Source organism: Variovorax sp. GW531-E2 (assembly GCF_059423125.1).
Genome location: NZ_JBWKXQ010000008.1, coordinates 26,730 through 38,815, shown reverse-complemented (window position 1 = coordinate 38,815; position 12,086 = coordinate 26,730). Strand labels below are relative to the sequence as shown.

The 12,086-nt window shown below is 68.5% G+C and carries 13 protein-coding genes; 7 read left to right on the top strand and 6 right to left on the bottom strand.

What is annotated here, in order from left to right; all coding sequences use genetic code 11:
* The first annotated feature begins 14 nt into the window (after positions 1-14).
* The 3 genes from AC07XP_RS07630 to AC07XP_RS07620 all read left to right on the top strand — a co-directional run bounded on the left by AC07XP_RS07630 (position 15) and on the right by AC07XP_RS07620 (position 1,916).
* A complete protein-coding gene (locus AC07XP_RS07630) occupies positions 15-374 on the top strand; it encodes a DUF1161 domain-containing protein (protein WP_070062192.1) in 360 nt (119 codons plus the stop codon).
* A gap of 13 nt (positions 375-387) precedes the next feature.
* Entirely contained in the window at positions 388-990 is a 603-nt protein-coding gene (locus tag AC07XP_RS07625) for a Pr6Pr family membrane protein (protein ID WP_495264272.1), read from the top strand.
* Positions 991-1,151: 161 nt separating this feature from the next.
* A complete protein-coding gene (locus AC07XP_RS07620; protein ID WP_062478031.1) occupies positions 1,152-1,916 on the top strand; it encodes an SDR family oxidoreductase in 765 nt (254 codons plus the stop codon).
* 14 nt (positions 1,917-1,930) lie between these two features.
* Here AC07XP_RS07620 and cynS read toward each other — a convergent pair whose 3' ends face one another.
* Complete coding sequence (gene cynS, locus AC07XP_RS07615) at positions 1,931-2,374, bottom strand: cyanase (RefSeq protein ID WP_495261073.1); 444 nt, start codon at positions 2,372-2,374, stop codon at positions 1,931-1,933.
* Positions 2,375-2,447: 73 nt separating this feature from the next.
* On the bottom strand, positions 2,448-2,870 hold the full coding sequence (locus AC07XP_RS07610; RefSeq protein ID WP_369629855.1) for a nuclear transport factor 2 family protein: 423 nt from the start codon (positions 2,868-2,870) through the stop codon (positions 2,448-2,450).
* An 87-nt stretch (positions 2,871-2,957) separates the two neighbouring features.
* Here AC07XP_RS07610 and AC07XP_RS07605 point away from each other — a divergent pair, with 87 nt between their 5' ends.
* The 3 genes from AC07XP_RS07605 (at position 2,958) to AC07XP_RS07595 (ending at position 5,759) form a co-directional block, all read left to right on the top strand.
* Complete coding sequence (locus AC07XP_RS07605; RefSeq protein ID WP_495264271.1) at positions 2,958-3,539, top strand: TetR/AcrR family transcriptional regulator; 582 nt, start codon at positions 2,958-2,960, stop codon at positions 3,537-3,539.
* Between the two features lie 31 nt (positions 3,540-3,570).
* Positions 3,571-4,464 carry a LysR substrate-binding domain-containing protein gene (locus AC07XP_RS07600; RefSeq protein WP_062478020.1) on the top strand — a complete coding sequence of 298 codons (894 nt, stop codon included), beginning with the start codon at positions 3,571-3,573 and terminating at the stop codon, positions 4,462-4,464.
* A gap of 137 nt (positions 4,465-4,601) precedes the next feature.
* On the top strand, positions 4,602-5,759 hold the full coding sequence (locus tag AC07XP_RS07595) for an alpha-hydroxy acid oxidase (protein ID WP_101493230.1): 1,158 nt from the start codon (positions 4,602-4,604) through the stop codon (positions 5,757-5,759).
* 36 nt (positions 5,760-5,795) lie between these two features.
* Here AC07XP_RS07595 and AC07XP_RS07590 read toward each other — a convergent pair whose 3' ends face one another.
* Entirely contained in the window at positions 5,796-6,236 is a 441-nt protein-coding gene (locus tag AC07XP_RS07590; protein WP_070062185.1) for a hypothetical protein, read from the bottom strand.
* Between the two features lie 229 nt (positions 6,237-6,465).
* Here AC07XP_RS07590 and AC07XP_RS07585 point away from each other — a divergent pair, with 229 nt between their 5' ends.
* Entirely contained in the window at positions 6,466-6,813 is a 348-nt protein-coding gene (locus tag AC07XP_RS07585; protein ID WP_495264270.1) for a hypothetical protein, read from the top strand.
* A 24-nt stretch (positions 6,814-6,837) separates the two neighbouring features.
* Here the strand turns inward: AC07XP_RS07585 and AC07XP_RS07580 are convergent, their stop codons facing one another.
* Genes AC07XP_RS07580 through AC07XP_RS07570 form a run of 3 tightly spaced genes read right to left on the bottom strand, consistent with a single transcriptional unit; the run spans position 6,838 to position 11,969 of the window.
* Positions 6,838-7,812 (bottom strand): tripartite tricarboxylate transporter substrate-binding protein, encoded by a 975-nt coding sequence (locus AC07XP_RS07580; protein WP_095949624.1) that lies wholly within the window; start codon positions 7,810-7,812, stop codon positions 6,838-6,840.
* Positions 7,813-7,842: 30 nt separating this feature from the next.
* On the bottom strand, positions 7,843-9,195 hold the full coding sequence (locus tag AC07XP_RS07575; protein ID WP_495264269.1) for an alpha/beta hydrolase family protein: 1,353 nt from the start codon (positions 9,193-9,195) through the stop codon (positions 7,843-7,845).
* Positions 9,192-11,969, bottom strand: coding sequence for a tannase/feruloyl esterase family alpha/beta hydrolase (locus tag AC07XP_RS07570; RefSeq protein ID WP_495264268.1), 2,778 nt, complete (start codon positions 11,967-11,969; stop codon positions 9,192-9,194). Before AC07XP_RS07570 ends, AC07XP_RS07575 begins: the two co-directional genes overlap by 4 nt.
* Between the last annotated feature and the right edge of the window lie 117 nt (positions 11,970-12,086).

Sequence of the window (12,086 nt, the reverse complement as noted above, 5' to 3'; positions counted from 1 at the left end):
AAGGCAGGCCCCTCATGAAACGCCATTGGCTTGCTGTTGCCGCCGCCTGGCCCCTGCTCATGGCCGCCGGCAGCGCCCATGCCCAGAGCCCCACTCAGAGCAACTGCGAAACGCTGCGCGCCCAGATCGAAGCGAAGATCGCCGCGTCGGGCGTGACGAACTTCAGCGTCGTCACCATCGATGCCGCCGCCACGGCGAGCGGCCAGGTGGTGGGCAGCTGCGAGCTGGGCACGAAGAAGATCGTCTACCAGCGCGAAGGCGGCGCGGCCTCGCCGGCCCCGAGCGCCACCTCGGCGCCCGCATCGCGCGGCGAGCCCATCCTCACCGAATGCAAGGACGGCTCGGTGTCCATGGGCGGCAGCTGCAGGCCCTGAGGGCCGGCATCCCATGGCCTGGTCCGCCCTGCGCCTCTTCTTCGGCCTGCTGACCCTCGTGGCGATCGGCTGGCAGCTGACGATCCATGTCCGCATGGGCTTCGACGTCGTCAACTTCTTCAGCTTCTTCACCAACCTCTCGAACCTGTTCGCGGCGATCGTGCTGGTGCTGGGGGCGCGCCGCCTCTGGCGGCCGGCGTTCACGGGGCCCGACGAGGGGCTGCGCGCCCTGTCGGCCGTGAACATGGTGGTGGTCGGCATCGTCTTCTCGCTGCTGCTGCGCGACGTCGACCTCGGCGCGCTGCGGCCGTGGATCAACACGCTGCTGCACCACGTGATGCCCTGCGTCGTGCTGCTCGACTGGCTGCTGCAACCGCCGCGCACGCGCCTCGGCGGCCGGCAGCTGCTGTGGACGCTGGTCTTTCCGATGGCCTACCTGGTCTACACGCTGGTGCGCGGCAGCCGCACGGGCTGGTACCCCTACCCATTCCTCAACCCCGCCAACGTCGGCGGCTACGGCGGCGTGGCCCTCTACGCTGCAGGCATCGCGCTGACCTTCGGGCTGGCGGGATGGGCGCTGCTGGCGCTGGGGAATCGGCTGGGCCGGCGCGCCTGACGCGGCCCCGCGCACGACCCGCCTGTTTCTGCATTTCGCAGGATCAGGCAAAAACCTCGTTCGATCCGGATACCGCCTCCGGCCCCTTCGCCCCGAGACTCCTCTGCATGCCCGGCGCACCCTTCGCGCCGTGGCGCATCGACCCGCATGAGGAGTTTTGTATGAGTGCAATCCAGGACACAGTGGTTCTCGTCACCGGCGCCAGCAGCGGCATCGGCGAGGCGACGGCACGGCGGCTCGCGCGGCGCGGCGCCCATGTGGTGCTCGGCGCGCGCCGCACCGAACGGCTCGCGGCGCTCGCGGCCGAGATCAACGCCACCGGCGGCTCGGCGAGCTTCCGGCGGCTGGACGTGACGCACCGGCCCGACATGGAGGCCTTTGCCGAGTTCGCTCTCGACACGCACGACCGCATCGACGTGCTGGTGAACGCCGCCGGCGTGATGCCGCTGTCGCCGCTGTGGCAACGCAAGATCGAGGAGTGGGAGCTGATGATCGACGTCAACCTGCGCGGCATGCTGCTGGGCGTGGCGGCCGTGCTGCCCACGATGCAGGAGCAGGGCTGGGGCCACATCGTCAACGTCGCGCCGGTGGCCATGGGCGGCGCCACGCCCGACTCGGCCGTCTACCACGGCACGCAGTACGCGGTGCAGGCGATCTCCGAAGGGCTGCGGCGGGAACACGCGGGGCGCGTGCACGTCTCGCTGGTGAGCCCCGACGTGGCCGAGGCCGCCGACCCGCTGGCCGAGCGCATCGCCGACAGCTATGCCTTCGAACGCATGCGCACGCGGCGGCGACTGACGACACCGGTCGACGGCGTGGCGCGCGCCATTGCCGGGGCGATCGAGGGCGCGCGCTACGGCATGGCCGGCCCCGGCTGGCGCCCGGCCCCGACGCCGCGGCCGAAGCCTGCGGCGCCGGTGTACTGACTGAAAGCCGAACGTCAGTAGCTCTTGTACGGCAGGAACTTGCCCGACAGCACCACGTTGACGCGGTCGCCCTTCGGGTCGGGCTGGCGCTGGATGTCCATGCTGAAGTCGATCGCGCTCATGATGCCGTCGCCGAACTCTTCATGGATCAGCTCCTTGATGGTGGTGCCGTACACGCTCACCACCTCGTACCAGCGGTAGATCAGCGGGTCGGTGGGCACGGGCGTGGGCAGCGAGCCCTTGTAGGGCACGACCTGGAGCCACTTCTGCTCCTCGGGCGTGAGGCCGAAGATCTTGCCGATGACCTTGGCCTGCTTGTCGTCGAGCGTCATCTGGCCGAGGCAGGCGGCGGTGGTCCACTCCTTCGACAGGCCGACCTTCCTGGCCACGTCGGCCCACTGGATGCCCTTGGACACCTTCACGGTGATGATCTTCTCGGTGACGTCGTTGCGGTTCATGCGGCTTGGCTCCTGGGTATGAAGGGATGCGACAGGGCAAGCAACAGGCATGCCCGTTGTCGGCCCCTGCGCCTCAGCGCTCCCAGCGGAACTTGCGCTCCGACTCCGCAATGGGCTGGTCGTTGATGCTCGCGTAGCGCCTTTGCATCAAACCGTTCTGCGCAAACTCCCAGTTCTCGTTGCCATGGCTGCGGAACCACTGGCCCGCGGCGTCGTGCCATTCGTACTCGAAGCGCACCGCGATGCGGTTGTCCATGAAGGCCCACAGCTGCTTCTTCAGGCGGTAGTCGTGCTCGCGCTCCCACTTGCGCGACAGGAACTCGACCACCTGCTCGCGGCCATTGACGAAGTCGGCGCGGTTGCGCCATTCGGTGTCGGGCGTGTAGGCCAGGCTCACGCGCGCGGGGTCGCGCGAGTTCCAGGCGTCTTCGGCGGCCTGGACTTTCTGGAGGGCGGATTCAAGGGTGAAGGGCGGCAGCGGCGGGCGGGATTCCATGGCGGTCTTTCAGTCAAGAAATGAAGTGATGAAGGTCCGCAATGTGCCACGAGTAGACAGACCTGTCTACATGTCTACAATCGCCGCATGGACATCTCTGCACTGCCCGCGCGCGAGCGCATCCTGCTCACGGCGCACGAGCTCTTCTACGCCCACGGCATCCGCGCCACCGGCATCGACCGCGTGATCGCGGCGTCGGGCGTCACCAAGGTCACCTTCTACCGGCACTTTCCGTCGAAGGACGATCTGGTGCGCGCCTTTCTCGACCACCGGCATGGCGTGTGGATGGCCTGGTTCGTCGATGCGCTGGGCCGTCGCGACGCGCAGCAGCGCATCGCGCAGGGGCAGGCGCTGCCGGTGCTGGCCGACGTGATGGCCGAGTGGTTCGCCGACCCGCTGTTTCGGGGCTGTGCCTTCATCAACTCGGTGGTGGAAGTGGGGGCCAGCGTGGCCGGCGCCGCCGACATCGCGCGCGAGCACAAGCGCGAGATGGTCGAGGTGATCGCCGGCCTGCTGCCCGACGGCCCGCAGCGCATGGCCGTTGCACAGGTGGCCGCCCTGGGTGTCGACGGCGCCATCGTCAAGGCGCAGATGGGCGATGCAGCGCTGGCGCGCGAGGCGGTCGACGACCTGCGGCGGCTGCTCGATGCGCTGATCGCCCTTCGATAACATCGCATCGCTCACTTCCTTCCCAAAACACATGGCATCGACGCGACTCCCCTCGACCCAGGGCCTGCAGGCCTTCGAGGCCGTCGCGCGGCTGCGCAGCGTGAACCTGGCGGCCGAGGAGCTCAGCGTGACGCCCAGCGCCGTGAGCCATCGCATCCGCCAGCTCGAGACGCAGCTCGAGCTCAAGCTCTTCACGGGCAACGACTTCGGCCTGAGCGCCGACGGCGTGGCCTACCTGGCGCGCGTGCGCGAGGCCATTGCGGCGCTGCAGCAGGTGCCGGGGCGCGAGCCCGCGTCGCAGGTGCGGCGGCTGCGCGTGGCGGTCACGCCCACCTTCTCGCGCCAGATGCTGCTGCCCCGGCTGGCCGAGTTCCGCGACGCCTACCCGACCATCGAGCTGATGCTGCAGGTGACCATGCCGGTGCGCAACTTCACGGCCGAAGACGCCGACATCGAGCTGCGCTTCGGCACCGGCCCCTTCCACGACCGCGAGTTCTGCCAGCTGCTGGCCGACGACGTCTCGCCGGTGTGCAGCCCGGCCTACCTGGAACGCCACGGGCCCTTCGAGCAGCACTTCTCGACCGATGCCGAGGTGGCGCGCGTGCAGCTGCTGCGCACGCCGCTGGAGTCGTGGCGCATCTGGTTCAAGGCCTGCGGCATCGGCCTGCCCGAGCCGGCCGTGGGCCACCAGTTCAACGACCTGGGCCTGGCGCTCGACGCCGCCGCCGAAGACTTCGGCGTGGTGCTCATGCACCTGCGGCTGGGCCGCGCCTGGCTGGACAACGGCCGGCTGGTGCGCCTGTCGCCGCACAGCGCGCCCTCGCCCAACGCCTACTTCCTGTGCTGGCGCCCCGGCACCATGGAGCGCTGGGAATGCGCCACCTTCGTCGAATGGCTGCGCCAGGCGCTGCGCGAGCCGGGCTGAATAATTTTCAGACGGGGTGCGGGCTTTTTTCAGGTCGCCGGCACGTTTCCCCTGCAGACTCGACCCCCGGCGCTGCCGTGGCCCACACAGGCCGCAGCCCGCCGCGCCCCCCATAACACCAGCCAGGAGACTCCCCCGTGCCCGACCTTTCCAAGATCACCTGCATCGAAGACCTGCGGGCGATCGCCCAGCGGCGCGTGCCGAAGATGTTCTACGACTACGCCGACTCCGGCGCCTGGACCGAGGGCACCTACCGCGCCAACGAGAGCGACTTCCAGAAGATCAAGCTGCGCCAGCGCGTGGCCGTGAACATGGAAGGCCGCTCCACCCGCACCACCATGATCGGCCAGGAGGTCGCCATGCCCGTGGCCATCGCGCCCACGGGCCTGACCGGCATGCAGCACGCCGACGGCGAAATTTTGGGCGCGCGCGCGGCCAAGGCCTTCGGCATTCCATTCACGCTCTCGACCATGAGCATCTGCTCGCTGGAAGACATTGCCGAGAACACCGACCGTCACCCCTTTTGGTTCCAGCTCTACGTGATGAAGGACCGCGACTTCATCGAACGCCTGATCGACCGCGCCAAGGCCGCCAACGTGTCGGCGCTGCAACTCACGCTCGACCTGCAGATCCTCGGCCAGCGCCACAAGGACATCAAGAACGGTCTGTCGACGCCGCCCAAGCCCACGATCAAGAACCTCATCAACCTGGCGACCAAGCCGCGCTGGTGCATGGGCATGCTGGGCACCAAGCGCCGCACCTTCGGCAACATCGCCGGCCACGCCAAGGGCGTGAAAGACCTGTCGTCGCTGTCGTCGTGGACCGCCGAGCAGTTCGACCCGGCCCTGAGCTGGGCCGATGTCGAGTGGATCAAGAAGCGCTGGGGCGGCAAGCTGATCCTCAAGGGCATCATGGACGCCGAAGACGCACGCTTGGCCGTGGCCAGCGGCGCCGACGCGCTCATCGTGTCGAACCATGGCGGGCGTCAGCTCGACGGCGCGCCTTCCTCCATCGCCGCGCTGCCGGCCATCGCCGATGCCGTGGGCAGCCAGATCGAAGTGTGGATGGACGGCGGCGTGCGCAGCGGCCAGGACGTGCTCAAGGCCCGCGCGCTCGGCGCGCGCGGCACGCTGATCGGCCGCAGCTTTTTGTACGGCCTGGGCGCTTACGGCCAGGAAGGCGTGACGCGCGCGCTGCAGATCATCCACAAGGAACTGGACATCACGATGGCCTTCTGCGGTCGCACGCAGATCGACGATGTGAAGTCGGACATCCTGTTGCCGGGCACGTTCTGACGCGGTCTGGCAGGGCCACGCCCGACGGTTACCCGCTCACTTCGTGAACCGTCGGAACGGCGCGCTCAACAGGCAGCCCAGCCAGAGCGTCGCCAGCCCGTCCGATGCCTCGTCGTGCCAGCCGCTCTTGTCGTTCCAGAGCAGCATCCTGTCATCGATGCTCACGCTCCACCTGGCATCCGGCAGCACTTCGCGGCGAATCCGGTTGAGGCAGGCCACCCAGTGGCTGGCCCCCTTGTGCATGGCGAACGCCTTGTTGTCGGGGAGTTTCGTGGCGCCTTCCAGTACCTTTCCCCCGGTGAGTCCGGACGCCTCGTAGAGCGTGAAGGTCTCCCAGTTGAGGCCCTTACCTGAATGCGCATGGCGGTCGGCTTCGTCGACTTTGTCGAAGGCAGCCACGATCGCGTCCAGGCGCTGCGCTTCCTCGCGGGTCAGGGGACTGTCTCGTCTTGCGTCGTAGTAGATGCTGAAGCTCATGGAGCCGATTTCTGATGAACAGGATCGACGAGGGTAATGGCTCTGAGCTGCGCCCTGGTGCATTCGATGCGGTAGGGCTAACTCGTTCACGATCGGTTTGCGATTGCCACGGCAAGCAAACCACTTGCGTCACGGTCATTGCTGATTCCAGCGCGACCTGCTGCATGTGCATGAGACAGCTCTCCCTAAGATTTTGAGGAGGCCACAACGGTCCAACAGGGAGAGAAAAATGACAGCACAGAACTCACGCAGCACCGCGCGACGCGATTCGATGAATGCCGGCCTGCGGCTGGTGCTGAGCGTGCTGACGTGGGTCGTTTCGATCCCGGTCCTCAATGTCCTGCTCACCGGCCTGGCGCGACGCCAGGTCCTGACATTGACAGGGACCGGTGTAGCCCTCGTCGCCTGCGCCCTGCTCTTGTGGGCAGGGTTGATCTACTGGTGGCAGGTTCCAGCCACCCCCAGCATCGCAAGGCGAGTGACGTACTTCATTGCCTACGTCGCCGTCATGGCGCTGCTGGGGCTGGTCGGCGTGTGGGTCGCCTTCTGGGCCACGGTTGCCATCCACGGGCTCTGAGCGCGATGCGCGCGGCCGACAACCTCAGTCCGCGTACACCCCCGCCGCCTTGATGATCGGGCTCCACTTCGCAATCTCCGCCGCCACGAACTTCTTGTGCCCCTCGGGCTCGATGCGGCCGTCGGTGGCGACCACGGCGCCGAGCGCTTCCTCGCGCTTGATGAAGTCCGCATCTTTCAGCGCCGCCTTCAGCGCGTCGCTGATCTTCTTGAGCACCGGCGCGGGCGTGCCCTTGGGCGCGTACAGGCCGTGCCAGATCGTCACCTGGAAGTTCTTCAGGCCGGCCTCGTCGAGCGTGGGCAGGTCTTTCAAGAGCGGCGTGGTCAAGCGCTTGGGCGTGGTCACGGCGTAGGCCTTGACCTTCTTCGCCTCGATCTGCGGCGAGGTGTTGGTGCTCTGGTCGCACAGCAGGTCGATCTGGCCGCCGATCAGGTCGGTGATGGCAGGCGCCGTGCCCTTGTAGGGCACGGGCGTCATCTCGGTCTTCGTGGCGCTCTGGTAGAGCAGACCGCACAGGTGCGAGGCCGAGCCGATGCCCGCGTTGCCCAGGTTGATCTTGCCCTTGTTGGCGGCGATCCAGGCGGTCAGTTCCTTGTAGTTGGTGGCCGGCAGGCTGGGCTTGGCGATGAGCGTCATGGGCACGTCGTTGACGATGCCCAGGTACTCGAAGTCGGTCTCGACCTTGAACGGCACGTTGCGCACCAGCGTCGGCACGGTCGCCATCGCGATGTGGTTGAGCAGCAGCGTGTAGCCGTCGGGGTTGGCGCGCGCCACCTTGGCCGCGCCGATGGAGCTGCCCGCGCCGGGCACGTTGTCGATGATGACGCTGGCGCCGCCCAGCGGCTTGCGCAGCGCCTCGGCGAGGTCGCGCGCCACGCGGTCGGTCGGGCCGCCGGCCGCGAAGGGCACGACGATGGTCACGGGCTTGCCCGCGGGAAAGTCTTGCGCGTGGGCGCACACAGCCAGGGCCAGCGCCGCGAGGGCGAACAGTTTTTTCATGGAGATCTCCGTCAAGGTCAAAAAGAAAAATCAGGGCGCACGTGAAGGCACGCGGCTTTCGAGCGTGGGCGGTTGCCACTCCGGCTGGATGTGGCAGCCGTTCTTGCCGTCGGTGTCGTAGCGCGGCATGAGCGCCACGCAACGTTGCGCCAGGCTCTGGGGCGTGGGCTTCTCGCCCTTGTCGATCCAGTCGAGCAATGCGCCGAAGAGCGCGGGGTATTCCGAATCGCTGAGGTAGCTGTGCTCGCGCTCGGCGCTGAAGCTCTGCACCAGGTGCCCGCCAGTGCCGGCCGCGTCGCGGATGCGGCGGTAGGCGTTCTCGAGCTCGACGAACGCGGTGGGGTCGTCGATGGCATGCAGGCCCACGGTGGGCAGCGAGGTGCGGCCGGTGGGCTGGCTGTCGGCCGCGAGCGCGCCCTGGGCCTGCGGGTCGGCCGCGTAGCGCAGCACGCCGGCGTTGAGCGCCGCATCGTCGCTCGAGCCGCTGTAGACCACGCCGATGTTGCCGAAGGGGTTGCGGCCCTTCAGGCGCTGCTGCACGAGGTCCTGGAACAGCCACGTCGCCCAGTTGAGGTGGCCGACGAGCGAGCGTTCGGGAATCTTCACGACCGACAGGATGGTCCTCAGCCGCGCCGCCTGTTCGGGCGTGCGCTGCGCGGCGGGCGTGCCGACGCCGGTGCAGTCCTTGACGCGCGCGGCGAGCTCGGCGCGCGTGAGCTTCGCGTCCATCGGCAGGCCCATCCACAACGGGTACTGCGGCTCGTCGGGCTTGGGATGGTTGCGGCAGACGTACTGGTACACCACGCGCAGGTCGAGGCGGAAGTCGTAGGCGCTGTTGCCGCCGCCGAGCACACCGCTGGTGAGCAGCAGGCCGTCGTAAGGCGACTTCGCATCGCCCACGGGCGCATAGAGCTCTGCCGCCTTCGCCGCCACGCCCGCGCCGTAGCTCTGCCCGTGCAGCAGCGTGCGCTTGGGTGTGCCGAAGTGGCGCACGACGATCTGGCGCAGCCGCTCGGTGTCTTGCGCCGCCATCGTCACGCCGTAGCCGCCGCGCCGGTAGGTGGAGCCGGCCCAGGCATAGCCGGCCTTCACGGTGATGGCCCAGCGCTTGAGGTCTTCCTCGCTGCGTGCGAGCTTGGGCGCGCCGGTTTCGGGGCCGCCATGCGCGTGCATCACGAGCACGCCGCGCTGCCAGTCTTTCGGAATGGCGATCCAGTAGAACGACCCTGCGCCGTCTTCACCGGTGTAGCAGCGTGCGGTCTCCGGCACGGGCGACGGGCAGGCCGTGGGCTTCGGCGCGGTGGCGGGTGCCGCGTGCGCGGACAGCAGCGGCGCGGCACCCAGCCAAACGAAGGCAGCAAGTTGCGAGAGGTATTTTTTCAATGGCGTACTCCGAGGTCCAGCGTCGCGTTCGCCCCGTCGGTGGTGACGAAGCCCACGACGCCGCTGTTGAAGATGAGATGGCCCGGCCGGCCGGCGCCGGCCTGCGCCACGCCGAGCACCGGCGTGTCGTAGCCCAGCGTGGTGGCCGCGCCGCCGAGGTTGAAGGCCGTGCCGACCACGGTGGCTTCGCGGCCCTCGCCCTTCACGCTGGCCATGGCGTAGCTGCCATCGGCCGCGCCGGGCATGAGGGTCTGCTGCACCGCGAGCAGGCGCAGGCCCGGCTGGATGACGGTGGCCGCGCCGCTGCTGGTGTCGGCGGCCGGCACGGCGGTGGCCACGCGACGCAGGTACAGCGGCGTCGACACGCCGTTGACCAGCCCGATCACCACCGAGCCGGTGAGCGTGCCGCCCTCGGTCTCGGCGGTGCCGCTCGACGAGGTCGAGGTCGTGTACATGTCGAAGGCCCCGCGCGCCGTGCTGTAGCTGAGGTAGCCCTTCTCGGTGTTCTTGCAGGTCTGGTCGTAGGTCATGAAGCTGTTCGACGCCGGGCTGCGGCAGAACTGGAAGGTGCCCGCATTGCGTAGCCGCCCCGCCGACGAGAACGCCGCCGTGGTGCCCGCGCCGAGCTGTTCCACGCCGGCCGCATTGAAGATCAGCGAGACCGAGCGGAAGTCCGTCGACGGCGACACATTCTGGAAGGTGTTCTGGAACGCCACCAGCGGCGAGAAGCCACTGCCGCTCGGCGGATTCACGCCGCCCAGCAGCACGCCGCCGGCCCCGAAGCTGAACACCGCCCCGCTCTCGCCGCTCGTGTAGCTGCAGCTGCCCTGCGACACGAGCGATCCGGCGCGCTGCGTGCCGACCCGCGTGGGTTCGTGGCTCGCATCGATGGTCACGGTGTAGGCCATGGTGGCCGGGTCGATCTGCACCTGCAGTTCCTCGCCGAAGCTGTTGCCGCCTTTGTAGCGCGTTGCGCTCGCCGGCAGGTTCGGGCAGGCGAGCGGGTCGCCGACCTCGGTCACACAGCTGTAGTTGACGGCCGCATCGAGGCTGCCGCTGCCGCGGTACTTGGGCCACGACGGAAACTGGCACAGCGGGCGCGTGCGGCCGTAGCTGCCGGCCACGGCGTCCACCGCCACGGGCGTGGCGGGCGCCAGGCCGGCCTCGACCCAGCCTTCGAGCGCCGCGAGCGAGTCCCAGTTGGGAATGAAGCTGCCGGTGCCGTGGCCCATGCCGGGCACGGTGTAGAAGCGCACGTTCTGCGTGACCGCTGCCTGGCCCAGCGTGGCGACGAGCTGCCGGTAGTAGTCGATGGTCGAGTTGGGGCTGATCACCTCGTCGGCCAGGCCGTGCAGCATGATCAGCTTGCCGCCGCGCGCGAAGAAGGGCGCGAGGTTCGGGTCGGTCGCGTCGGTGAGCTTCGACACCTCGGCCACGCGCGCCGCGTACGTGCCGGGGTTCTGCGGATCGAAGCTCAGCGTGTTGAAACCGGCATCGCGCGTGACGAAGAACTTCACCCACTGGTCGCCCGTGACATACATGTTGGCGTCGGCCGAGGTGGCGGGGTTGCCCGGCGCCTTGCGCGTGCCGAGGTCGCGCGTGGTGTACGGGCCGGCCACCAGCGCACCTTCGAGCAGGTTGTAGCCGCCCGCGCGCTTCACGCCGTTGGCGAGCGAGTACGTCGTGAACTCGAGCGGCGATTCGATGGCGTGCACCGTGTCGATCTGCGCGTCCGACAGGCAGGTGTCCGCCGTGTCCGCGCCGTTGGGGCAGCGCAGCGAGGCAAGGATCTGCGTGTTGAGCTGGCGGCAGCTCTCCACATTGCTCACGATGTTGTCGATCGCGCCGTCGAGCTTGTCGCAGGCCTGCATCGCGGCCTTCTGCACCAGCAGCGTCTCCGTCAGGTTGAGCCAGCCCTTGCCGCCGTCGTTGTACAGCGCGCGGCCCACCGCCACGTTCGACAGGCGCGTGCCGGTGTAGTTGAGCGCGGGCTCGTTGGCGATCACGCCGTCGTAGTCCTGCGGCCAGCGCTGGATGTAGCTCAGCGCGTCGCGCCCGCCGGTCGAGGTGCCGAGGAAGTAGGCGTGTTTTGGCTTGACCGCGTAGCGCGCGAACACCAGCGCCTGCGCCACGTCGCGCGTCTTCTTGAGCGACTGGCCGCCGTAGTTGGCCAGTTGCTCGTCGTTGGCCGCGAACTTGCCGTCGGTGATGCTGCTCGACTGGTGGCCCGAGTCGTCGCCGTAGGTCGCGTAGCCCAGCGCCAGCGGCGCGGGCTTGCCGGCGGGGCCGAAGCGGATGACCTCGGTGCCGTCGATGAGCACGCCGTCGAAGCCACCGCCGCCGAAGTGGATGGTCTTCTGGTTCCACTGCTCGGGCAGGTTGACCGCGAAGTGGATGAGCTGCGAGGCCGGGTCGACGGGCGCGATGGTGCCGCGCACGCGGCAGTAATCGCCCAGCGTGTTGCCCGCGTCGCCCGCGGCCACGGGCGTGGCGCTGGTGACGGTGGCGCCCTGCGTGGGCAGGCTGATGAGCGCTGCCGGCAGGCTCTTGCCGGCCAGGTCGGCGCAGGCCACGACGGGCAGCACGGGCGGGGGCGCCGTGCCGGGCGGCTCCTCGGCCGGCGGGGTGTCGCCGCTGGCGGGCGGCACGGTCGGCAGGAAGAAGCCGGGGCTTCCTCCTCCCCCGCTGCCGCCACCACAGGCGGCCAGGACCAACGACGCGCCGATCAGCGCAACGACGACACGAAACTTCGAGGCAGGGCGCGGTGTGCGCATGGATTTGTCTCCGGCATGCAGCCTCGGTGGACTGCTTTTTGAATAGGCGGCCGGACGATAGATTCCGTGTGACCTAGGGTCAAATAAAATAACAAGGCCTATTCAATACAAAAAACA

Excerpts from the sequence above, each read along its gene's own strand:
- AC07XP_RS07630 (WP_070062192.1), top strand. The coding sequence starts at position 15 with ATGAAACGCCATTGGCTTGCTGTTGCCGCCGCCTGGCCCCTGCTCATG.
- AC07XP_RS07625 (WP_495264272.1), top strand. The coding sequence starts at position 388 with ATGGCCTGGTCCGCCCTGCGCCTCTTCTTCGGCCTGCTGACCCTCGTG.
- AC07XP_RS07620 (WP_062478031.1), top strand. The coding sequence starts at position 1,152 with ATGAGTGCAATCCAGGACACAGTGGTTCTCGTCACCGGCGCCAGCAGC.
- cynS (WP_495261073.1), bottom strand. The coding sequence starts at position 2,374 with ATGAACCGCAACGACGTCACCGAGAAGATCATCACCGTGAAGGTGTCC.
- AC07XP_RS07610 (WP_369629855.1), bottom strand. The coding sequence starts at position 2,870 with ATGGAATCCCGCCCGCCGCTGCCGCCCTTCACCCTTGAATCCGCCCTC.
- AC07XP_RS07605 (WP_495264271.1), top strand. The coding sequence starts at position 2,958 with ATGGACATCTCTGCACTGCCCGCGCGCGAGCGCATCCTGCTCACGGCG.
- AC07XP_RS07600 (WP_062478020.1), top strand. The coding sequence starts at position 3,571 with ATGGCATCGACGCGACTCCCCTCGACCCAGGGCCTGCAGGCCTTCGAG.
- AC07XP_RS07590 (WP_070062185.1), bottom strand. The coding sequence starts at position 6,236 with ATGAGCTTCAGCATCTACTACGACGCAAGACGAGACAGTCCCCTGACC.
- AC07XP_RS07585 (WP_495264270.1), top strand. The coding sequence starts at position 6,466 with ATGACAGCACAGAACTCACGCAGCACCGCGCGACGCGATTCGATGAAT.
- AC07XP_RS07580 (WP_095949624.1), bottom strand. The coding sequence starts at position 7,812 with ATGAAAAAACTGTTCGCCCTCGCGGCGCTGGCCCTGGCTGTGTGCGCC.
- AC07XP_RS07570 (WP_495264268.1), bottom strand. The coding sequence starts at position 11,969 with ATGCGCACACCGCGCCCTGCCTCGAAGTTTCGTGTCGTCGTTGCGCTG.